The following is a 21,578-nucleotide window of genomic DNA, read 5'->3' as shown; positions in this document are numbered from 1 at the left end:
AGACGCTATCTTGCCAACAAGGACTCACCACGCGCCAATTTCGGCAGACGACCTTCCAGCCCCATCGCAGCCTTCATAGCTTTATTGCGCGCTGGGGTGATGCGCTGCGCCAATCCAAGCCCAAGGTTTCTTAAAAATTTGATCGGCAAAATATCGTTACTAAACGATTTATAAAACACATCCATCAGGGTCATCATTTTTAGATTTTCGTTGCGACGCATCGCTTCATAACGCTGCAACACCGCCAAATCCGCAATATTCTGACCGCGTTTATGCGCATCCACCAGAATCTCCGCCAACGCCGCAGCGTCCAGTAAGCCGATATTCACGCCCTGCCCGGCCAATGGGTTAATCATGTGCGCCGCATCACCCACCAAAGCCACACCTTGTTTCACATAGCGTTGCGCATGCTGCCGCTTTAGCGGGAAGCTCGCCACACCTAACACCTGCTTGACCTCGCCCAGGCAATCAGGGAAAGCCGCTACCAGCTCATCCCGCAATTGCTCGTAAGACAAGGCTTGTAAACGCCGAACTTCATCGGGGGATTGATACCAAACGATGGAACCATAATTACCTGTCAACGGCAAAAAGGCTTGCGGACCACTGGACACAAAGCGCTGCCAGGTAATGTCTTGCTGCGGATAGGCGGTCTCTGTGTAAATAACCAAAGCGTGCTGGTTATAATCCCAACTAGTCACACCCAAACCTACCGCCTGCCTGACTCGGGACTGTCCACCGTCCGCCGCCACCAGCAATTTTGCCTGAAGCACCCGCCCGTCCGCTAATATCAACTCCGATTCGTGGCCATCGTAATTGATCTTGCTGATGGTCTGCGGCATCAGCAATTCGATATTTTCGAAATGGGGCAATCTATCCAGCAACGCCAGCTGGGTGATGCGATTTTCGACGATATAGCCCAACTCGGGATAGCGAATGTCATCGCTATTAAAAGTCGTATCACCGGCTGTTTCCCAAACCCGCATGCGCTTGAACGGGCAATAACGCCGCGATGTCACGCCTTCCCAAGCGCCTACTGCTTCCAGAATATTTTTCGAGGCAATACTGAGTGCCGAAACCCTTAAATCATGTGGCTGATCGCTGGCAAAAGCTTCCGGAACCTGCGCTTCTATCACAGCGACTTTTAACTCGCTACCACCCAGACAACAAGCCACGGCGGCACCCACCATCCCTCCGCCGACGATCACCACATCAAATTGTTCTTTCATATTTCTTCACAAAGTTTTAAAACTAGAGACCAGACGAGAGAACGACGCCGCCATTGGCTTTACGGAATGACAGAGGCCGCGCCACATGGTAGAATTACAAAGTTTCGCCAACTGAAATTCCGAAGTTAATCAGGGATTCTCGCCGCATGGGACGACTCTAACACGCAGCAGGCAGAAAAACCATAAACGGCACTACTGGTAAGGAAAATACCGGCTAGCGCTTTATTCAGTATGAGAGGATCTGGATAGCAATGATTAAAAACGCCCAGAAAATTAACGCAATACACATGCTTTACGACGCTGATCTTTCCCAGGACAGCTGCGGTGTTGGATTTATCACCCGCAAAGACAGCAAACAGACTCACGAGCTCCTAGTCAAGTCACACGAAGCCTTGTGTACTATTCCTCATCGCGGCGGCATGAGCGCGGAAGGTATAGGCGACGGCGCCGGCGTTAATATCGATTTGTCTCTGAAGTTTTTCCGTAAGGCCACAGGGAATGCGGACCTGGAACTGGGGCAATTCGGCGTAGCCAACTTTTTCTTCCCGGAAGATCACGCGCATTACGATTCTGAGGCACAAAAACTAGTCGAAGAACAATTTCTGGAATTCGATCTGCCGATTATCAAATGGCGGGAAGTGCCTGTTGACAGCTCGGTGTTGAATGCGGCAGCGTTGCGCGCGCAATTACCGATCAAACAGGTCATTTTCGGCCGGCCAAAATCCCTCAAAGATGCCAGTCACGAGGCTTTTGAAAGACATATTCAGTCTGCGCTGCTGACTATTGAAGCCCATGGCTTTACTCGCCCGGAACTGAATGGCTTTTACCCGTTATCCATGAGTTCCCGCACCCAAGTTTACAAAGGCCGCCTGAACTCATTCGAAGTCATCCCCTACTTTGTCGATTTGTACGACGCGGACCACGAAATCAGTACGCTGTTTTTCCATACCCGTTTTTCCACTAATACCGCACCGGCGACGATGATGGCGCAGCCTTTTCGGTATATGGCACACAACGGCGAGCTGAACACCGACAAGAAAAACCGCCTCAGCGAAAACGCCATTGCTCGGCAAAACAACAAACATGTGGTGTTTCCTTGCGGCCAATCCGATTCCGGCCGCCTGGATCAAACCCTGACCCGCCGGATCAACGAAGATCAACTAGACATTGTCACCGCTATTTTGGCGATGATGCCACCGGCTTGGGAAAACGATAGCACCCTATCGGAAGATGTACGCGCGATGCTGGAATATTTCAGCCTGTACGAAGAGAAAAACGACGGCCCGGCCGCGTTAATCTTCAATGACGGCATTCGCGTCGGTGCGCGCCTGGACCGCCTGGGCTTAAGACCATTGCGCTCCGTCGAAACCGCAGAATACCTGGCGGTGATGTCCGAAGCGGGCCAGATCGATTTTCCACCGGAAAAAGTGCTCAAACGCGGCCGCATCGAAGCAGGCGGCATGCTGTATTTCGACCATAGCACCGGTGAATCTTACAACAGCCATCAAGTGATGGAACGTTTGGCTAAGGAAAGAGACTACAAAGCGCTGCTGAAACAAAGCTGCGTTCATATCAGCGAGTTGCCCAAAGTAGAGCTTTCGGAACTCAGTAACGAGCATGAACTGAATATCGACCAACGTCACACAGCTTATTCGCTGAACCAGGAAAGCTTTAAGTTTTTGCTGGACCCTATCCTGCAAACCGGCTTGGAAAAAGTCTCCGCGATGGGTTACGGCCTGACGCCGAACGCTTTGAGCGCGTCTGAAGGCGGTATGTCGCGTTACTTCAGCCAACGCTTTGCGCAAGTGACCAATCCGCCGCTGGACTCCCTAAGGGAAAGCGACGGCATGACTTTGCGCGTGGCCCTGGGCGCCAAACCCACTTTTGCGCCGCAAAGCAGCAAACAGCTGATGATCGAATCGCCGATTCTGCAACGCACCCAACTGGAGCAGATTCGCAGACAAAGCCAGGTAAAAACCGCGACTATTGAGGCGCTATACACTCCGAACTTTGACAATGCCGCGCAAAATGAACTGGCTTTAGAACAAGCCTTGCAAGCGGTATGCATACAAGTCGAACAAGCTGCGCGCGACAATACCGGCATTATCATTTTAAGCGATGCCAACATCAGCAAATCCCAGGCAGCTCTCCCGGCGCTGCTCGCCATTGCTGCGGCCAACCAGCATCTGGTCAAACATGGTCTGCGCTTTAACAGCTCGCTGATCATGGAAACCGGCCAGGCAGCCAGCCCGCATGACGTCGCCACCATTCTGGGCTTCGGTGCCTCCGCGATCTGCCCGCTCAGCGTGCATAACCGGGTAATTACCGAATATGCCGATGTGACCGCGCAACAAAAAGCCCTGTACAGTTTTCAAAAAGGCGTCGAAAAATCACTGATGAAAACCATGGGCAAATTCGGCCTGTGTACCGCGGAAAGCTATATCGGCGGCGAGTTTTTCGAATCCAACTACCTGGATACCGACGAACCAAAACTAAAACCGTATTTCCCCAACATCAATGCCTCGGTGGGCGGTGTGCGATACAGCGACATCGCCGCCAGCGCAACGGAATGGCACCATAAGGCGCTGTCCGTCACCAGCGAAAGCGACATTCCATTCCTTGGATTATTCAAAGAGCGGAATGAAGGCGCCGGCCACACGTTTGGCAATACGGCGGTGCGTGAATATATCAACATGACCGATGAAGCGATCATGTACATAGCGCCACAACAAGCGCCGGAAGCCAGTGATACCGCCTATTTGGATTTCGGCTACGAAAAACGCACACCCGAGCAAATCGACGCTTTTGGCATTACCCCGGCTTATCGTAGCTTTACCCACAATCTGGCTCAGGAGCGCGCGAACCGTCCTGCTGCTTTGCGCGACGTAATGGAGTTCCCAGCCGATGTCAGCGCCGCTAACAGCAAAGCCGATTTTGATCGCCTGCTGGGCAGCCAAGATTTACACGGTAACAATAACTACCTGATCCGCGGCTTACAAGTCGAGAAAAGCAACGGCGTGGTCTTCAGCATTCGGTTTACCGAGAACTCAAGCAAAGCGCGTCTGGAACAACTAGCAGAACATCTGAAAGCGCGTTTTGCCGGCAACGATTTTGGTTTAAACCTGGAAAACGACAATATCAGTCTGCGGGCGAACGACAGCGACAGCCTGATTTACCACTATTTGAGCAACGTGCGCCCTGCCCGCTCGCGGATAGCGCTGGATTACGTGCAACCTGCCCATCAAATCACCCCGACTTTCGCGTCCGGCGCGATGAGTCACGGCGCGCTACTGGCCGAAGCCCACGAAGCCGTGGCGCAAGGCACTAACATTGCCGGCGGCATGAGTAACTCCGGCGAAGGTGGTGAACACTCCAGCCGCTTTGGCACGATACGCTCCAGTAAAATCAAACAGTTCGCGTCCGGCCGCTTCGGAGTCTGGGCCGGCTATCTGGCTGATCCAAATCTGGAAGAAATCGAAATTAAAATCGGCCAAGGTGCGAAACCGGGCGAAGGCGGCCAATTACCGGCACCCAAAGTATCGGTTGAAATTGCTGCGCTGCGTGGCGGCACACCCAAAGTAGAATTGGTGAGTCCGCCGCCACACCACGATACTTACTCGATCGAAGACTTGGGCCAATTGATCCACGATGCCAAAGCCGCCCGCGTTCGTGTGGTGGTCAAGCTGGTATCTTCGGAAGGTATCGGCACTATCGCGGTCGGTGTCGCCAAGGCCGGTGCCGATGTGATTAACGTAGCCGGTAACACCGGCGGTACCGGCGCGGCGGCGGTGACCAGTTTGAAAAACACCGGTCGTTCGCCGGAAATCGGCATAGCCGAAGTGCACCAAGCACTCGCTGCCAACGGTTTGCGCGATAAAGTGATTATACGTTGCAGCGCGGCCCACCAGAACGGTGCCGACGTCGTCAAATCCGCTATTTTAGGCGGCGATTCCTTCGAGTTCGGCACCACGGCCCTGATGATGCTGCGTTGCGTGATGGCGAAAAACTGCAACATCCGCTGCCCCGCCGGTTTGACCACTGCACACGAGGAATTCAAAGGCGACCCGCGCGTGTTGGCGCAGTTCTTTATGAACCTGGCCCACGAAGTGCGCGAAATCCTGGCAGACTTAGGCTACACCAATTTGCAAGAAATTCGCGGTAAAACCGAGCTGCTGCATCTGATCGACCATCCGAGCATGGTCGGCCAAATCCATTTGCAAAAACTACTGGCGGAAGTACCGGTTGTCAAAATTGAGAAACCGATTTATCTGGAAAAAGATTTCGCCATCGACGATTTGATCTTTGCCCGCGTTAAATCGGCCTTGTTCGAAAAAGGTCAAAAGCAAGTACTTGTCGAAGGCGACGAATTCAAACTGAACAACCGTAACAAAACCGTCGGCGGTCAAACCGCAGTCGATCTGGAACGCTTATTGGCTTATGAACTCAGCCCTGAGCAAGTCGCTAAATCGAACATCATCTATACCAACCAACATGGTCGCCGCTATTTAGCCGACGATACAATTATCGTTCGCACCCATGGCTCGGCGGGCCAAAGTTATGCCGCGTTCAACAACGACGGCATGCGCATGGAACACACCGGCACTTGCAACGACGGTGTCGGAAAAACCGCTTGCGGCGGCACCATCGTGATTAAATCACCCGGTGGCGGCTCCAAGTTACCTGGCGAGAACGTGTTGATCGGTAACTTCGCTCTGTTCGGCGCTTCCGGCGGCAAAACCTTTATCAATGGCGAAGCCGGCGACCGGTTTGCCGTGCGTAACTCTGGCGCTATGGCCGTTGTCGAAGGCGTCGGCGATTTTGCCTGCGAATACATGATTAACGGCGCGGTATTGAATCTGGGCGGCTTTGGTAAAGGCTTCTGCACCGGCATGTCGGGCGGCAACGCCTACCAATACGACCCGGACAATCGTTTAAATGATTTGTATGACGATACCTCGGTATCCATACACAGTTTGACCGATGACAACGACCTAGCAAGCAGCCATGAGCAATTTATTTTGTACATGCTGGAACAACATGTTGAACATACCGACTCGGAAAAAGCCAAGGCTATCCTGGCTAATTGGGCCAACGAGCGTCGGCACTTCAAATTTGCCTTGCCGCTCTGGTTAAATCGCACGCAAACGGCGGAATACCTAAGCAAAGCGCTGGATCGCAAAGCGATGATCGAAGAGTTGTCGGTGGCATTTGCGCAAAAACAAATCGAGCAGATCAAACAGGCTTACAAACGCAACATCCCGTTGTTCGATGGCGCCATTCCCGGTTACGGCGAAACCGACACCGATCTGACCTTGAAGCTTATCAACAGCTATGCGGTGATCGATAAAGCCCAGCAAATTGCCCGCGATCAGTTAACTAAAGCCGGCCAACCGGCTACTGAAGCCTTAGTTGATCAACATGCCTACAAGCTCGTGATGGAACGTCCGCGCAAGCTGCAAGACGCGCTGATTAAAAATATCCGCGAAGCTTACAGCCAATACGATGATGGTCAGTTAGCCGCGTTGATGGCGGAAAAACGCCTGAACGACTACAAAACCACGCTGATGCTGCGCGACGTGCAAAGCATTTACTCGATAGGCTCCACGGCCTGGATCATCGAACAAGATAGATTCAACCGTTTAGCTTTGGCCGGCCTGCCGTCTATCGATAAAAATCTGGCGAGCTTGGAAAGCCTGTCGATTGTGAAAGACATGCTGGAAAGCGAGTCTGCCTGAGCTGAGGGAGGGTGCTTCACGCACCCTTCGCGCCACTTGGCAAGAACCAAATACAGTGACTGGACAACCTGACACCTGTCCACAGATGGTAATGAAATGAAAGCACCTTTTATCCCGCAAAACGCCCCTTTTAGTGATACTCAACGCGCCTGGCTTGGCGGTTTTTTCGCCGGCATGCATAGCCATATGCTGCAAAGCGCCGGTAGTGTCAATCAAGCGAACGCCCGCACCTTGCATATTCTTTACGGTACTCAGACCGGCAACTCCGAGTCGCTGGCTAACGACGCCGCCAATGCAGCAAAAAAACATGGCTTGCAACCGGTCGTCAAAAGCATGGATGAAGTCGAAATCGGCCAATTGCCGCAAATGCAATACTTGCTGATCGTTACCAGCACATACGGCGAAGGCGCTATGCCGGACAACGCCGAAATGCTTTGGGAAGCGGCCAATAGTGATGCGGCTCCGCGCCTGGACAACGTCAATTATTCGGTATTGGCCCTGGGAGATACCAGTTACGACTTGTTCTGTCAGGCCGGCATAGACTGGGATAATAAACTGGCAGCTCTGGGTGCCAAGCGCGTGTTTGACCGCGTCGACTGCGATGTGGATTTTGAAGCCCCAGCGGAAAAATGGCTCAGCGAAGTGATTCCGTTGATGGCGGAAGGTGCCAGCACGGTTGCGGTAGTCGATACCGAAACTCAGGCTGCTAAATCGGTTTACAACCGCAAAAACCCATTTCCAGCCAAAATGCGCGTCAACCGCATTGTCACGGCTTTGGATTCGTCGAAAGAAACCCGACATTACGAAATTTCTATCGATGGCTCCGGCCTCAGTTACGAAGCCGGCGACGCGCTGTGCGTGATCCCCACCAACTGCCCGGACTTGGTAGCGCAAATCGTCAAAGCCATCGGCTGCACCGGCGCGGAAGACGAACCGGTCAATGGCGAATTAATGAAGCTGTCGGATGCCTTACGCACACATTTCGAGATCAAATTACCCAGCAAAGAACTGGTTGAGGAAATCGCCAGCCGGTCCGGCGATCAAGAGTTAAATGCCTTATTGCTGTCCGGTGACAAGGAAAAACTGTCCGATTACCTGTGGGGCCGCGACATACTCGATCTGCTGTTGCAATTCCCCGGCGTGGAATTTTCGGCCGCCGAATTTTTGCGTTTATTAAAACCGTTGCAACATCGCGCTTACTCCATCTCCTCCAGCGGCAAGAAGCATCCGGACAGCGTGCATCTGACCGTCGCCAGCGTGCGTTACGACGCGCACGGCCGCCAACACAAAGGCGTCTGCTCGACTTATCTGGCCGACTTGGTAAATGAAGAAACCGATGTACGGATATTCTTCACCCCCAACAACAACTTTCGCGTGCCGGCCGATGATAGCCTGCCCATGATTATGGTTGGGCCAGGCACCGGTATCGCCCCGTTCCGCGCCTTCCTGCAAGAACGCGAATTCCGCAAAGCCTCCGGCAAAAACTGGCTGTTTTTCGGCGACCGCAACGCTTCGACCGATTTTATCTACCGCGAGGAAATCGAAGCGATGCAATCCAGCGGCTTGCTGACCAAGCTGGATTTAGCGTTCTCGCGCGACCAAGCGGAAAAAATCTATGTGCAGGATCGCATGAAAGAGCACGGTGCCGAACTGTATGCCTGGCTGGAACAAGGCGGTTACTTCTTCGTGTGCGGCGACGCTTACCGGATGGCCAAAGACGTCGATCAAGCCCTGCACGATGTGATTCGCGAGCATGGCAAGAAAACTTTGGTCGAGGCGGTTGAGTATGTCAACCAATTGAAAAAAGACAAACGTTACGTCAGAGACGTTTATTGATCGGAGATCGGTTCACGGGCTCACCTCAGTCAACCCGTGAACCACCCACTATAGAGGTTCCTCCGGGCAGTTAATCGATAGTCATCCGCTGTCCGCTTTTTTTCAGCTTCTTCGCTAGATTCAGCGTCAATATGCCGTTCTCGTAACGGGCTTTGCTGGCTTCCTCGTCAATCTCGGCGGATAGTTGAAAGCTACGCGACACTTCACCGAAATAGCGCTCGCTACGCAGCAATTTATCGTCTTTGTTTTCGGTATCCAGCTGGCTGATTTGCGCGCGGATGGCAACCACGTTGCCGTCGATGTCCACATGGATATTCTCTTTACCAGCGCCCGGAATTTCGGCTTGGACGATAAACTCCGACGGATTTTCCTTCACATCCACTTTGATTTGCGCCGGCAAACCGTCGCCGTGCAGCGGTTTAATGTAATAACCGGGATTAACATCGCGAAACAGTTCGTCAAACAGACCGCGACTAACAAATGGGCTTAAGTTACTCATGTCGATTCTCCTCTTTGTTGCATGTAAAAACCTGAATGGTTCTATGCCAATATGGCGTTAGACCACAAGAAATTCAAGAGAAAGACACTTAAAAAACAGCAGACAATAGCTAAAAAAATGGCTTAAAGAACTAAAGGCGCATTAGTTATTTCGTTGGGATTTTCTTTATTTAACGCCGGAAAATGCTGTTGCAATTGCGCCGAGATAAGGGCAATCCCCTCAATCACGCCTACTTCGAATCGGCCTGCCCTCAACTGCGCTTCCATCTGTTCGCAAATCCGGGCCCAAACCGCTTCGCCAACTCTGGCATGTATACCGCGATCAGCGACAATCTCTACATCACGATCAGCAAACAGCAAATAAATCAGGACGCCGGTATTGTGTTCCGTATCCCAGATTCGGCATTGTGAAAATACCTCAAGCGCGCGTTGTCTCGGCGTAACACCCTGCAATAACTCGCCTATCTCCAGCGCACTTTCCACCACAAAACGAATTTCACCCAAGTGCGATGCTTCGCTATCAGCAATCGCCGCTTCGATGGCTTGCAAGCTGCGCTTGGAAAACGCCAGACGCACACGCCAGGGACCACTAAAAATATGCTTTAGGAATCTAATTACTTGCACGCCCTACCATCTCCCCGACGCACCGCCGCCGCCAAAACCGCCGCCTCCGCCGGAGAATCCGCCTCCCGACCCGCCGCCAAAATCGTCATCGTCGTAAAAATTGTCGTTATGCCGGCCGCGAAACGCACGTCTGCCATTGCTAAGCGAAACCATGAACGCAAACAATGCCGCAAGGCATACAACCAGCCAACCCGCGTTCAATAGCCAAGCGATAATACCAACCACGCTGCCGTTGATTATCCCGCCGAGAAAGCTTCCAAACAGAGTCCGTAAAATCCAAGCGCCGGCCACCGCTAGAAACACCAAGAGGGGCAGTAAATGTTGCACTCGCCCATCGACAAAGGATGCTTGAGGGGCAGGCAGTGGCACACCATCAAATATTCCGATCAGGCTATCCACGCCGGCATTAATACCTCCCGAATAGTCGCCCTGCCGAAAATACGGAATCATGATGTCGTCAATAATCCGCTTAGCCAATACGTCCGGCACCACACCCTCCAAGCCGTAACCCACTTCGATGCGCGTGGCGCGGTCGTCCTTGGCCAGCAACATCAATATGCCGTCATCGACACCCTTGCGGCCCAGACGCCATTGTTCGACCACGCGAATAGCATATTGCGCAATGTCTTCCGGCTTGGTACTGGCAACGATCAATACCGCAATCTGGCTGCCTTTTTGTTGCTCAAAAGCCTGTAAGCGTTGTTCCAGCGCGGTTCTTTGCTGTGCGGATAAGGTGCCGGTCAGATCGGTGACACGCTGTTCAAGATTGGGCACTCCTTGCTCGGCATTTACGGCCGCTGCAAACAGACAAACCGCCAGGAATAGGGCGACCCAAAACCCTGAAAAATCAGCTGTCTTCCACATCTTACTTACCAAAATCAACCACTGGCGCAGTCGAAATGGCTTTCTCATTTTCAACGGTAAACGATGGCTTGGTTTTGTAGCCAAACAGCATCGCAGTCAGATTGCTGGGAAACGAGCGCACGGTGATGTTGTACTCCTTGATCGCGGCGATATAACGATTGCGTGCCACGGTGATACGGTTTTCGGTACCTTCCAATTGCGCTTGCAGATCGCGGAAATTGGCGTCAGCCTTCAGTTGCGGATAATTTTCCGACACCACCATCAAGCGCGACAAAGCAGAGCTCAATTCGCCCTGCGCCGCTTGAAATTTGGCAAAAGCCTGTTCGTCGTTCACCAATTCCGGCGTCCCTTGCATGCTGCCCACTTTGGCGCGCGAAGCCGTCACGGCTTCCAATACGTCCTTTTCATGTCCTGCGTAGCCTTTCACCGTGTTCACCAGATTCGGTACCAAATCCGCGCGGCGCTGATATTGATTCAGCACTTCCGCCCAACCGGCATTGATTTGTTCGTCTTGTGTTTGAAAGGTGTTGTAACCGCAACCGGGCAGCATCAAGATCACGATTAAAAGAAAAACCGTTACTATTTTTTGCATCGTCCACTCCGTGAATAGAAAAACTTTAATTGTGGCAGCAGAATAACACGCAGGCACTTAAGTCACGCCAAACGTCAGACTTTGATCCCTATGCCCGCTTGCGCAACACTAATAGCCGGTTATTGGCCGGCATGGCGTGGTCGGCCTGTAAGGTCAAACCGATGTGTTCGGCCAAGGCCATGATCGCCTCGAAATCCTTGATACCGCTGCGCGCATCCCGTTCTTTCAACCATAGGTCGAAACGGGCGTTGCTTTCGCTGGTATATGCACCGGCGTAATTAAACGGGCCGTAGATACACATCGTCGCCTCGGCACTCAAATAGTTCGCTAGCCGCTTGAATAACAGCCCTACTTCTTCGCTGCTCATAATGTGCAAAGTATTCGCGGTAAATACCGCCTCAACCCGTGCGCACGGCCATTGCAAATCCGCCACGTCCAAACTAAGCGGCGGCAGTAGATTTACCAGCTGCGCCTCGTACCGCCATAACTGGATCCCCGGCAGATTCTCCGGTCTATCGGTAGGCTGCCATGTCAGATGCGGCAGGTTCTCGGCAAAATGACAGGCATGCTGGCCGGTACCGCTGCCGATTTCCCACACTGTCATCGGTTGGTCAAAAACCGTTTTGAGAATCTGTAAAATCGGTTCCTTGTTGTTCTCACAAGCTTGAGAAAACGGCTTCTCTGTCGTCATGGGCAATGGTTTGATGGTATGTTGGGGCTTTAACTCTACTAAGATTAAAAATGGAAGTAAAACAAATCGCCAGCATGGCGCAAATCGAAGCCACGGCATGGAATCGACTGTGCGGACCCGACTATCCTTTTTTACGCCACGAGTTTTTATCCGCACTGGAACAAAGCGCCGCCGTTTGCCCGCAGACCGGCTGGGACACTACGCATTTATTGGTTTTCGACAATCAAAAATTGTTGGCAGCATTGCCGCTGTATTTAAAAACCCATTCCTGGGGCGAGTATGTGTTCGATCAGCAATGGGCTCAAGCTTACCAGCAGCATGGTCTGGCCTATTACCCGAAATTCATCAGCGCGATCCCGTTTACCCCTTGCCAGGGACAGAGACTGCTATTCGCAGCGGATGCGGACCAAACGGCAATCTGCGCTTTATTATTCAGTTTTATCCAACAACTTGCCGAACGACAGGGTATTTCCTCGTGGCATTGTTTATTTCCCGAACCGTCCCAGCTTGAGCTGCTGAGATCTTTAGGTTTAAGCGTCCGCGAGGGCGTGCAGTTTCAGTGGTTTAATCGAAATTACCTAACATTTTCAGATTTTTTACAAACCCTAAGCGCCGACAAACGCAAGATGATTAAGCGTGAACGACGCCGGGTAGCGGAAAAAGGTATTGAGCTATTGCGTGTTCCGGGGACGGAGGTTACCGAGATCCAATGGCAGGTGTTTTTCCGCTTTTACGCACTGACCTACTTAAAACGCAGTTCCGAACCTTATCTCAATCTAGCGTTTTTCAAACAAATTGCGCGAACCATGCCAGAACAGTTGTTGCTGGTTCTGGCAATGAAAGACGATAGATACGTCGGCGCAGCCTTGAGTTTTATCGGCGCGGATACCTTGTACGGCCGATATTGGGGATGCGATGAAGAATACAACGCCCTGCATTTCGAAGCCTGCTATTACCAGGGCTTGGACTACTGTATAGAACACGCCTTGGCGCGTTTTGATTCCGGCGCGCAAGGCGAGCACAAAATCTCCCGCGGCTTCGAGCCGGTCACTACCTACTCCACGCATTGGTTAAAGGATGCCGGTTTTGCCAAGGCCGTGGCGCAATTTGTAGCCCGGGAAAAACAGGCGATTGCGCATTACAAGCAAGACGCGGCGAATTACCTGCCGTTTAAACGAGCCCAATAAAACAGTGCTGCGTCAGCTTTTTTCCAGCTCGGTTTGACAAGGCAAACAATACTGGCAGGCAATCGCCTGACGCCGAGCTTCCGGAATCGGCTCCCCGCATTCCTGGCAATGGCTGGCCGATTCGCCCGTATAGATAGCTTTACGTGTCTCGGCGACGAAAAGCTCGGTCATCTTGTCCATTCTTTCCAGAATGGCATCGGTACCACCCGCCCAGGCTGTGGACATTACTGCTGCTCCTGAATCTGCATAATTTTGCTTTAACGATGGGCTTCCACCCACGCACCAAAAGCCTCAAACGGCATCGGCTTGCTGAACAAGTAACCCTGCGCCAAGTCGCACCGGTAAGTGCTGAGTTTTTCGATGATTTCCTGAGTTTCCACACCTTCGGCAGTCACCTGCAATCCTAAGTTGTGCGCCAAGTTGATGGTGGCTTTAACGATGACTGCATCGTTTTCGCTGTGCAACAAATCGACAACAAAGGATTTATCGATTTTTAATTCCGTTAACGGCATGCGTTTTAAGTAAGCCAGTGACGAATAACCCGTACCAAAGTCGTCGATAGACAATTTGTAGCCCATTTCATTCAGGCGCTGAATCACTTCCATGGCCCGCTCCGGATCGGTCATGATGGAGCTCTCGGTAATCTCCAGCATCATCCAGCCGGGTTTGATATTGGCTGCCGCCGCCACACCGGCCATCACATCCGGCAGCTCAGGATCGTGTAAATCCTTGGCGGACAGATTGACGGAGATAATCAGTTCCCAACCGCGCTTGCGCCATTCCGCGCAGTGTTTGAACGATTGTTTCAGCATCCAGGCAGTCAAATGCTTGATCACCCGGGTTCTTTCGGCCATGGGTATAAATTCATCCGGCGCGATAAAGCCATGCTTAGGGTGTTGCCAACGTACTAAGGCTTCCGCACCGTAAACTTGCCCGGTTTGCACCGACACCTTGGGTTGGTAATAAACATGTAATTGCTCTTTTTCGATAGCCTGGCGCAGCTCGCTCATCAAGGTCAGGCGGCGCGGACTATGATCGTCGTAAGACGGCGCGTAAGTGGTGTAACCTTCGTGCGATTGGCCGGCTACGAATAATGCCACGCCGGCTTTTTGCACCAAAGTATCGACATCGTCGCCATGCTCGGGAAAATTGACGATACCAATATTGCTGTGAATCACCAGACTCAGACGCTCGACTTTAAAGGCCGGATCCAGGGCCGCCTGGATATTTTTGGCCAATGTCAGGCCAGCAGTTTCGTTATCCACCGCCGACAACAACACGCTGAAAATATTGCCGTCGATACGGGCGACACTATCAGTGCCCAACACCACGCTTTGCAGACGTGTTGCTATCTGTTTCAAAATCAAGTCGCTGCTGTTACGGCCCAGTGTGTCGTAAACTTCCTTAAAATTGGCGACTTCCACCAACAAGATAGACAGCATTTTGTTTTGATTGCCGGCGGCTAACATCGCTTGTTCCACCCGGTCGTAAAACAATACCCGGTTCGGCAGGTCCGTTACCGAATCGTGGGTGGTGGAATAACTGACTTGTTTTTCCAATGATTCGGCGCGAGAGCGCAGTTCCTGGGTCTGGTCCAAAATCATCGCCCCGGCTTGATAAGCGATGACCGAGCTGGAATATTGACCCCAAAATCCGAAAATAAACGGTAGCGCTTCAAGCATCCACAGACCGTAATTTTCGGTTTGCGCTTTAATGATGCCATTTAAGGAAATTTCGCCGACGTAGTAATAACTCAAGGCCAACAACGCACTGAGAATGCTGGCAATCGCAATGGCCACACCCTGATAAGTGGTTTTAGATACCTCGCTTTTCAGCACGCGAACATTTTCGTTCAGTATGTTTTTGGCGGGTATCATCTGTTTCTCGGCGTCTGTTTCATGAATTTGCTATCGTCGTTTAGCTTCTGCCGACCAAGCATTGCAAGCTGGGAACCTCGACAAAATTCACTAAATATAGTTAGCCAAAACGTTAATTACAAACCTAAGCCTCTTAAACCACCATCTCGGCTTGCAGCAATTTGATCTGATCCCTGATCCGCGCTGCATCTTCAAATTCCAGGTTTTTGGCGTGCTGATACATTTTTTCTTCCAGTTGCTTCAAGGCCTTGGCGGCTTGTTTGGGCGTCATAGCCTTGTAATTCCCGGCCGGTTCGGCGACTTTGGCTCTGGCGTTGGAAATGGAACCGCCGGAACCGGGTATCGATAACTCCAAAATATCGGTAACCGATTTGAATATGGTTTTAGGCTGGATATTATGCTCTTTATTGAACGCTTCCTGCTTATCGCGGCGGCGCTCGGTTTCTTCGATAGCCAGTTGCATCGAACCAGTAATCTTGTCCCCGTAAAGGATTACCTTGCCATTGGCATTGCGCGCGGCACGGCCTATGGTTTGGATTAACGAGGTCAGCGAACGCAGGAAACCTTCCTTATCCGCATCCAAAATCGCTACTAGCGAGACTTCCGGTATATCTAAACCCTCCCGTAGCAAGTTGATCCCGACTAGCACGTCGAACACGCCTAGCCGTAAGTCGCGGATAATCTCCACCCGCTCCACCGTTTCGATGTCCGAATGCAGATAACGCACCTTGACGCCGTGTTCCATCAGATAATCGGTCAAATCTTCCGACATGCGTTTGGTCAGGGTGGTAACCAACACCCGCTCCTGGATGGCGGTGCGTTTAGTGATTTCTGACAACAAATCGTCCACCTGGCTGGTCGCCGGGCGCACTTCGACAATGGGATCGACTAGGCCGGTCGGGCGCACTACCTGCTCCACCACCGCGCCGGAATGTTCTTTCTCGTAAGTACTGGGCGTGGCGGAAACATAGATACGCTGGCCGCAGATTTGTTCGAATTCTTCGAAACGCAATGGCCGGTTGTCCAAGGCCGAGGGCAAGCGAAAACCATACTCCACCAAGGTTTCCTTGCGCGAGCGGTCGCCTTTATACATCGCCCCAATCTGCGGTACCGTGACATGGCTTTCGTCTATGATCACCAAGGCATCCTTGGGTAAATAATCGAACATGGTAGGCGGCGATTCACCATCTGCGCGATTGGACAAATGCCGGGAATAATTTTCGATACCGGAGCAGTAGCCCACTTCCATGATCATTTCGATGTCGAACAGCGTGCGCTGCTCCAGTCGTTGCGCTTCCACCAGTTTATGGTTGTCGCGCAATTGTTCCAGGCGTTCGGCCAGTTCGATTTTGATTTTTTCCACAGCGGTCAGCAACTGATCGCGCGGCGTGACATAGTGACTTTTCGGATAAAGCGTAAAGCGGGCCAGACGCTGCGTGACTTCACCGGTTAGTGGGTCGAACATCGACAACCTTTCGATCTCGTCGTCAAACAACTCGATACGCAGGGCTTGTTCTTCCGACTCGGCTGGAAACACGTCGATCACCTCGCCGCGCACCCGATATGTAGCGCGGCGCAGTTCGGTGTCGTTGCGGGTATATTGCATTTCCGCCAAGCGCCGCAGTATGTCGCGTTGCTTGATCATATCGCCGCGAACCAAATGCAGCACCATCTGGAAATAAGATTCCGGCTCGCCCAAGCCGTAAATCGCCGAAACGGTAGCCACCACGATGGTATCGCGCCGTTCCAGCAAGGCTTTGGTAGCCGACAGCCGCATTTGTTCGATGTGTTCGTTCAGCGAGGCGTCCTTATCGATGAAGGTATCGGAAGCCGGAATATAGGCCTCGGGCTGGTAATAGTCGTAATAAGAGACAAAATACTCGACGCTGTTTTCCGGAAAAAACTCCTTCATTTCACCGTACAGCTGGGCCGCCAAGGTTTTGTTGGGCGCCATGATCATCGCCGGCCGCTGGGTTTGCTGGATCACATTGGCAACGGTAAAAGTCTTGCCGGAGCCGGTCACGCCCAGCAAGGTTTGATGCAATTCACCGTCGTTGATGCCTTCCACCAGCGCCGCGATGGCGGTGGGCTGGTCGCCAGCCGGTTGATAGCGGCTTTGTATTTTGAACGGTTTATGCGCCGGCCCCTTTTTTTGCGGCCGCGCTTCTTCCACGCCCAGAACACCCGTGATCGCCGACTGGCTAATCTCCATGCGCCGTTTATCGCTCATGCCCTACCCTCTGAAATTTGGTTCAACACCGGCTTATTTACAAGCCGTTTCCGGCTGGTCGTATCCCAGGGTATCCAGCTCCGTCTTCGGATGCAAAAATCCTTCGACCGGCGCCACGCTAACTAAAGATCGCGGTGCAGCCAATAATACCGGTTGCCGCAATTGACCGTCCCAACGGCGGAACGACAGGGGCACGCCCTTGTAACCTTGCAAGGCAAACGCTTCGGAGAAGACATAATCCTTAATCGCCTGAGTTTGATTGGACTTGCTGCGGACGCTGGCCTCGCCTATCGCCCGCACCGCCAGATAGGCGGCGTAATCTTCTTCTTCCATCCAGCGGCCGGCGGTGTCCTTGAAGCGATTTTGCAATTGCACCGCGCCCCATTGTTCGTGGGTTCTGTGCCAGGCGGTGGCAACCAAACCCTGCGTGCCGATCACGGGACGCGGTTTCCAGGTCCGGTAATCCAGATATTCGCCGAACAAGCCTTGTTCGTCAGCCACCACCAACACATCGTAATCGTCCACTTGCGTGAACACCGGCACGTCGGATTGCGCGCTACGGCGGGCGTCGTAATCGTTGGTCCAGGCTTTTTCCGCGACCAGTTTGATACCAAATTTCTTGGCCGCGCGTTTAATGGCCGCTGCGTATAACTTGTCTTCCGGCGTGGGACCTATCACCAAAAACCAGTTTTGCCAGCGCTTCTTTAACATGTATTGCGCCAGCGCATCGGCGCGCATGGCCCGGCTGGGCAATATGTGCAAAACCTGATGGCGGCAATCCGTGTTGCGCAACTCGTCGTCGCTGGTAGAAGCATCGAACAGCAATTTGTTTTTCGCCGCCGGCAAATCGGCGAGCTTGTTTAATTGGTCTGGCTGCACGTTCAACACCACCAAACCAACATCCTCGCCTAATTGATTGAAGGCCTGCTGCAAATCGCCGCCCACCGGCACTACAACCTGCTTTAACTCGTAGTGCTGGCCGGTAAATTGCCCGGTGGTATTGTTATCGGCAATCGCCAATTCGGCGCCGATCTGCCCTTTGTTCTGGATAAACGGATCAAGGTTGGACAAGGCAGCCGGGGCGGCTCTTTCCTGACTAAAATAGCCGATTTTGACTATCTGTTTGGCAGGCTCGGCAGGTTTGCTGATCTGCGGTTTGGCAGGTGCGGCTTTCTTGGCAGGCGCGGCAATAGCGCTGCTGATAGGCAACGCGGCGAGCCAACAATAACAAAATGAAACAATCGCAATTTTTTTCATAATCCGGTTCGGAACGATATAAAAGCCCTATTTTAACGGATTCGGTTTGGCTGGGCTTGGTCAATAATCGTCACGCTCTATTGAATTTTAACGGTTTAACATCAATACTTAGCCACCTTTACATTTGCCGCGCTTGCCATGTCTGAGCCAGATTTCTCTTTAGATTTTCTCGATCAAGAGGTCACGATTGATAGCTCATGGTCTAACAAACGCAGTGCGGTTCGTTATCGACGCAACGACATCCGTGCTGCCGTCAAAGTCAAAAGTATCTGGTTTCCACGCCTGTTTCCGGTCGTGTTGCGGGATGTGAGTAGCCGCGGCGCGGCGATATTCAGCGAAAAAAAACTCGGCAAGAATCAGCGGATATTCCTGTATTTATTGTTCGCCGACGGCAAGCGTTTCGATATACCCGCGCTTGTTGTCCATTGCGACCGGGAAAACGGCCGTTACGGCATCAAGTTCGACAACATTGAAAAACATTTGGCAGAGCATTTACTGCACACCCAAACCGATCTGCTATTCAGCTAAGCGCAAAACAATATGCCAATACTCAGTGAAATTTATATATACCCAGTCAAATCGCTGGCCGGCATTCGCGTAGAACACTGGCCGGTGGACCACAAAGGCTTGCTGTACGACCGAAAATGGATGCTGATAGACGGCGATAGACAGTTCCTCAGCCAGCGCCGCTTACCCAAAATGGCCTTGATTCAAACCCGCATTGCAGATCAACAGTTAATTTTGTCGGCTCCCAATCAAGCGGATCTAGCTCTGCCTTTGCAATCGGAAGACGGCGACGACATTGAAGTGGTAGTCTGGCACGACGTTTGTGTCGCCAAAACCTGTGGCGCTGTTGCCGATGCCTGGCTAAGCGATTTTTTACAAACCGAGTGCCGGCTGGTCTACCAAAGTGATGACGATATTCGCCAGGTCGATCCTAACTATGCTTTAGAAAGTGATCAAACGTCGTTTTCCGACGGCTTTCCGTTTTTGATCGTGTCGGAGAACTCCCTAAACGCCCTCAACCAAGCCATGCCGTTGGCAATTGACATGATTCGTTTTCGGCCTAATCTAGTCGTCACCGATTGCGACAGTTACGCCGAAGACACTTGGCGACGGCTTAGCATCAACGATATTGGTTTTAGATTGCCCAAACCCTGCTCGCGCTGCTCGGTGCCCACCATAGACCCGCTCACCGCCGAAACCGGCAAAGAACCCTTGACGACGCTGAATCGTCTGCGCAAATGGCAAAACAAAGTCTATTTTGGGCAAAACGCCTTGCACGATAAACCCGGCAGCTTGGCAGTCGGTCAGACCGTGCTGATCCATGAAATCGGCGAACCGCAGCCTCCGCTATCCCCAACTTAGAAAATCCCGCACTTTCATTACTCCTCGTCCGGCGATTGCCTGTTCGGCAGTCACGCCGTCAATGGTGGTATCCGCGCATTTGGGTGCTTCCCATGTTAATGCTTTGTTTACCTGTTTGTTGAAGCTGTTCGCCTGGCTAATCGGGGCTTTTGCAGTTTCACATCAGTTTGACAAAGCCTTCCTCTGCTTATTTAGTAATGGGTATTTCTAAGCTAAAAAGCCTACTTTCAATTACCCGCTCTATCGAGCTAAGCAATAAATCAAACCCCACTTCGAAATAAAAACGATATTTCGTACTTCATGCGACATATCGTGCCAAAACGCTTCCACACCAATTATGCATGCTGACTCCTCCAGCCAAGCACAGCCATAAAATATCTTTAAAAACATAAAGATAAATTATTTTCCCGCACAAAAATAATAACTGGCATAAGAATTGGCTATTAATTCCCGTAATACAATTTTTTGAATAAAACAGAAGTAATTTAATTCAATTTATATGGCAATTTAGCAGCATGAGAAATTATTTTAATCCACTGCATTTAAATACTTGCTAGATGCCTGCATTTTGCACGGAACAAGTCATTAATATAAATATATTACCGCCAAATCTAATCAAATATAGAGGTATCAAGATGGAATCAATTAAATTTAAAAAGAGCATCGGTAGCGATTTTAAGAAGCTACCTACAAACCACGGTTGCCGGATTCGCAATGTCGCATTGGCTATCACATTGCTGCTCGGCGCCCATTCCGGATCGGTATCGGCTGCGGCTTTTGACAGCAATATTGTAATCCGCGGTTCGGCCGAGTTTGATAGCCTCGGCTCCCCGGCTGAGCCGATAAACGCCATCCAGACAGGCTCGCTGACCAGCATTATCGCCGGCTCTACTTCCACCACCACGCTGGTGGGTTCCACGGTCACAGGTCCTGACCCCTTGTCAGGCACCTTAAGCCAGATCGGCGATGGTTTTGGTATCAATTTAAACGCTAGCGGCACTGGCGGCGCCGAGCCCTCAAACATCAGCCCGCTTTTCGGCGACTATACCTTTTCGATTGAGAACAAGTCTGCCGTGGATAGTTTTGTGGTGAACTTGCAATTCCAATACAGCCATCAAGTCGAAGCCACCGACACACCGCCGCTGAACAATGACGGCGAATTCGCACAGTCCATAATTGGCTTTTACAAAGCCGATGGCAAGGAACTGGCGTTTTCTAAAATTGTTTCGGATCCCGTTCGCGGTAACGAAAAATTCATACCCAGTAATCCGAATACCAATATCGCTACCGGTAAAGGCGGCCTGGTATCCGACGTCGGCACTCTATTGTTGTCGTTTCTATTAAACCCAGGCGATTTGATCAGCTTTGGCGATAGCAACCCCGATCTATTCATATTCGGCGGCGCGGACTCCGGCAGATTTTCGATAAATGCGTCCAGCCTGATTACAGTCGATTCGGTCACCAAGCAAACCAACAACACGGTACCGGAGCCGGAAACCCTGTGGCTGTTGGCTATCGGTTTGATCTCAGTCCTTACCAGCAAACGCCGTAACTACGCTTTCAATTAATTTCAGCTCAATTTAAAGGTACTCA

At 51.8% G+C, this 21,578-nt stretch carries 16 protein-coding genes; 6 read left to right on the top strand and 10 right to left on the bottom strand.

The genetic code is table 11. The features are described from left to right. Positions 1-5: 5 nt before the first annotated feature. Positions 6-1,226 (bottom strand): FAD-dependent monooxygenase, encoded by a 1,221-nt coding sequence (locus tag DDY07_RS05885; RefSeq protein WP_171695181.1) that lies wholly within the window; start codon positions 1,224-1,226, stop codon positions 6-8. Between the two features lie 251 nt (positions 1,227-1,477). Between DDY07_RS05885 and DDY07_RS05880 the strand changes: the two genes are divergently transcribed. Next, the gene (locus DDY07_RS05880; protein WP_171695180.1) at positions 1,478-6,961 is read left to right on the top strand and encodes a glutamate synthase-related protein; all 5,484 of its coding nucleotides are present in this window, start codon (positions 1,478-1,480) and stop codon (positions 6,959-6,961) included. Positions 6,962-7,057: 96 nt separating this feature from the next. After that, positions 7,058-8,797 carry a sulfite reductase subunit alpha gene (locus DDY07_RS05875; protein WP_171695179.1) on the top strand — a complete coding sequence of 580 codons (1,740 nt, stop codon included), beginning with the start codon at positions 7,058-7,060 and terminating at the stop codon, positions 8,795-8,797. A 70-nt stretch (positions 8,798-8,867) separates the two neighbouring features. Here DDY07_RS05875 and DDY07_RS05870 read toward each other — a convergent pair whose 3' ends face one another. The 5 genes from DDY07_RS05870 to DDY07_RS05850 all read right to left on the bottom strand — a co-directional run bounded on the left by DDY07_RS05870 (position 8,868) and on the right by DDY07_RS05850 (position 12,066). Further along, positions 8,868-9,296: an Hsp20/alpha crystallin family protein gene (locus DDY07_RS05870; protein ID WP_101052961.1), complete on the bottom strand. Its 429-nt coding sequence runs from the start codon at positions 9,294-9,296 to the stop codon at positions 8,868-8,870. A gap of 122 nt (positions 9,297-9,418) precedes the next feature. Further along, the gene (locus DDY07_RS05865) at positions 9,419-9,919 is read right to left on the bottom strand and encodes a TPM domain-containing protein (protein WP_171695178.1); all 501 of its coding nucleotides are present in this window, start codon (positions 9,917-9,919) and stop codon (positions 9,419-9,421) included. Between the two features lie 3 nt (positions 9,920-9,922). After that, a complete protein-coding gene (locus DDY07_RS05860) occupies positions 9,923-10,783 on the bottom strand; it encodes a YgcG family protein (RefSeq protein ID WP_216614718.1) in 861 nt (286 codons plus the stop codon). 1 nt (position 10,784) lies between these two features. Then, positions 10,785-11,375, bottom strand: a complete 591-nt coding sequence (locus tag DDY07_RS05855; protein WP_171695176.1) for a LemA family protein — start codon at positions 11,373-11,375, stop codon at positions 10,785-10,787. 88 nt (positions 11,376-11,463) lie between these two features. Beyond that, complete coding sequence (locus DDY07_RS05850) at positions 11,464-12,066, bottom strand: DUF938 domain-containing protein (protein WP_171695175.1); 603 nt, start codon at positions 12,064-12,066, stop codon at positions 11,464-11,466. 50 nt (positions 12,067-12,116) lie between these two features. On the opposite strand from DDY07_RS05850, the gene DDY07_RS05845 reads away from it, so the two are divergent. Then, the gene (locus DDY07_RS05845) at positions 12,117-13,253 is read left to right on the top strand and encodes a GNAT family N-acetyltransferase (RefSeq protein ID WP_171695174.1); all 1,137 of its coding nucleotides are present in this window, start codon (positions 12,117-12,119) and stop codon (positions 13,251-13,253) included. 12 nt (positions 13,254-13,265) lie between these two features. Here the strand turns inward: DDY07_RS05845 and DDY07_RS05840 are convergent, their stop codons facing one another. From DDY07_RS05840 to DDY07_RS05825, 4 genes are all read right to left on the bottom strand, one after another. After that, the gene (locus DDY07_RS05840; RefSeq protein ID WP_033158783.1) at positions 13,266-13,478 is read right to left on the bottom strand and encodes a TraR/DksA C4-type zinc finger protein; all 213 of its coding nucleotides are present in this window, start codon (positions 13,476-13,478) and stop codon (positions 13,266-13,268) included. 32 nt (positions 13,479-13,510) lie between these two features. After that, the gene (locus DDY07_RS05835; RefSeq protein WP_101053331.1) at positions 13,511-15,130 is read right to left on the bottom strand and encodes a bifunctional diguanylate cyclase/phosphodiesterase; all 1,620 of its coding nucleotides are present in this window, start codon (positions 15,128-15,130) and stop codon (positions 13,511-13,513) included. A 133-nt stretch (positions 15,131-15,263) separates the two neighbouring features. Further along, positions 15,264-17,360, bottom strand: coding sequence for an excinuclease ABC subunit UvrB (gene uvrB / locus DDY07_RS05830; RefSeq protein WP_253734413.1), 2,097 nt, complete (start codon positions 17,358-17,360; stop codon positions 15,264-15,266). 33 nt (positions 17,361-17,393) lie between these two features. Continuing rightward, positions 17,394-18,617, bottom strand: a complete 1,224-nt coding sequence (locus DDY07_RS05825) for an ABC transporter substrate-binding protein (protein WP_171695173.1) — start codon at positions 18,615-18,617, stop codon at positions 17,394-17,396. Positions 18,618-18,755: 138 nt separating this feature from the next. Here DDY07_RS05825 and DDY07_RS05820 point away from each other — a divergent pair, with 138 nt between their 5' ends. The 3 genes from DDY07_RS05820 (at position 18,756) to DDY07_RS05810 (ending at position 21,553) form a co-directional block, all read left to right on the top strand. Then, the gene (locus tag DDY07_RS05820) at positions 18,756-19,145 is read left to right on the top strand and encodes a PilZ domain-containing protein (RefSeq protein WP_101053327.1); all 390 of its coding nucleotides are present in this window, start codon (positions 18,756-18,758) and stop codon (positions 19,143-19,145) included. Positions 19,146-19,157: 12 nt separating this feature from the next. After that, entirely contained in the window at positions 19,158-19,985 is an 828-nt protein-coding gene (locus DDY07_RS05815; protein WP_171695172.1) for an MOSC domain-containing protein, read from the top strand. Between the two features lie 635 nt (positions 19,986-20,620). Continuing rightward, entirely contained in the window at positions 20,621-21,553 is a 933-nt protein-coding gene (locus DDY07_RS05810) for a PEP-CTERM sorting domain-containing protein (RefSeq protein ID WP_171695171.1), read from the top strand. Positions 21,554-21,578: the final 25 nt, after the last annotated feature.

This window comes from Methylomonas sp. ZR1, assembly GCF_013141865.1.
Taxonomy (GTDB): domain Bacteria; phylum Pseudomonadota; class Gammaproteobacteria; order Methylococcales; family Methylomonadaceae; genus Methylomonas.
Note: the sequence above shows the minus strand (reverse complement) of the source record. Positions and strands in the feature narration are given on the sequence as shown.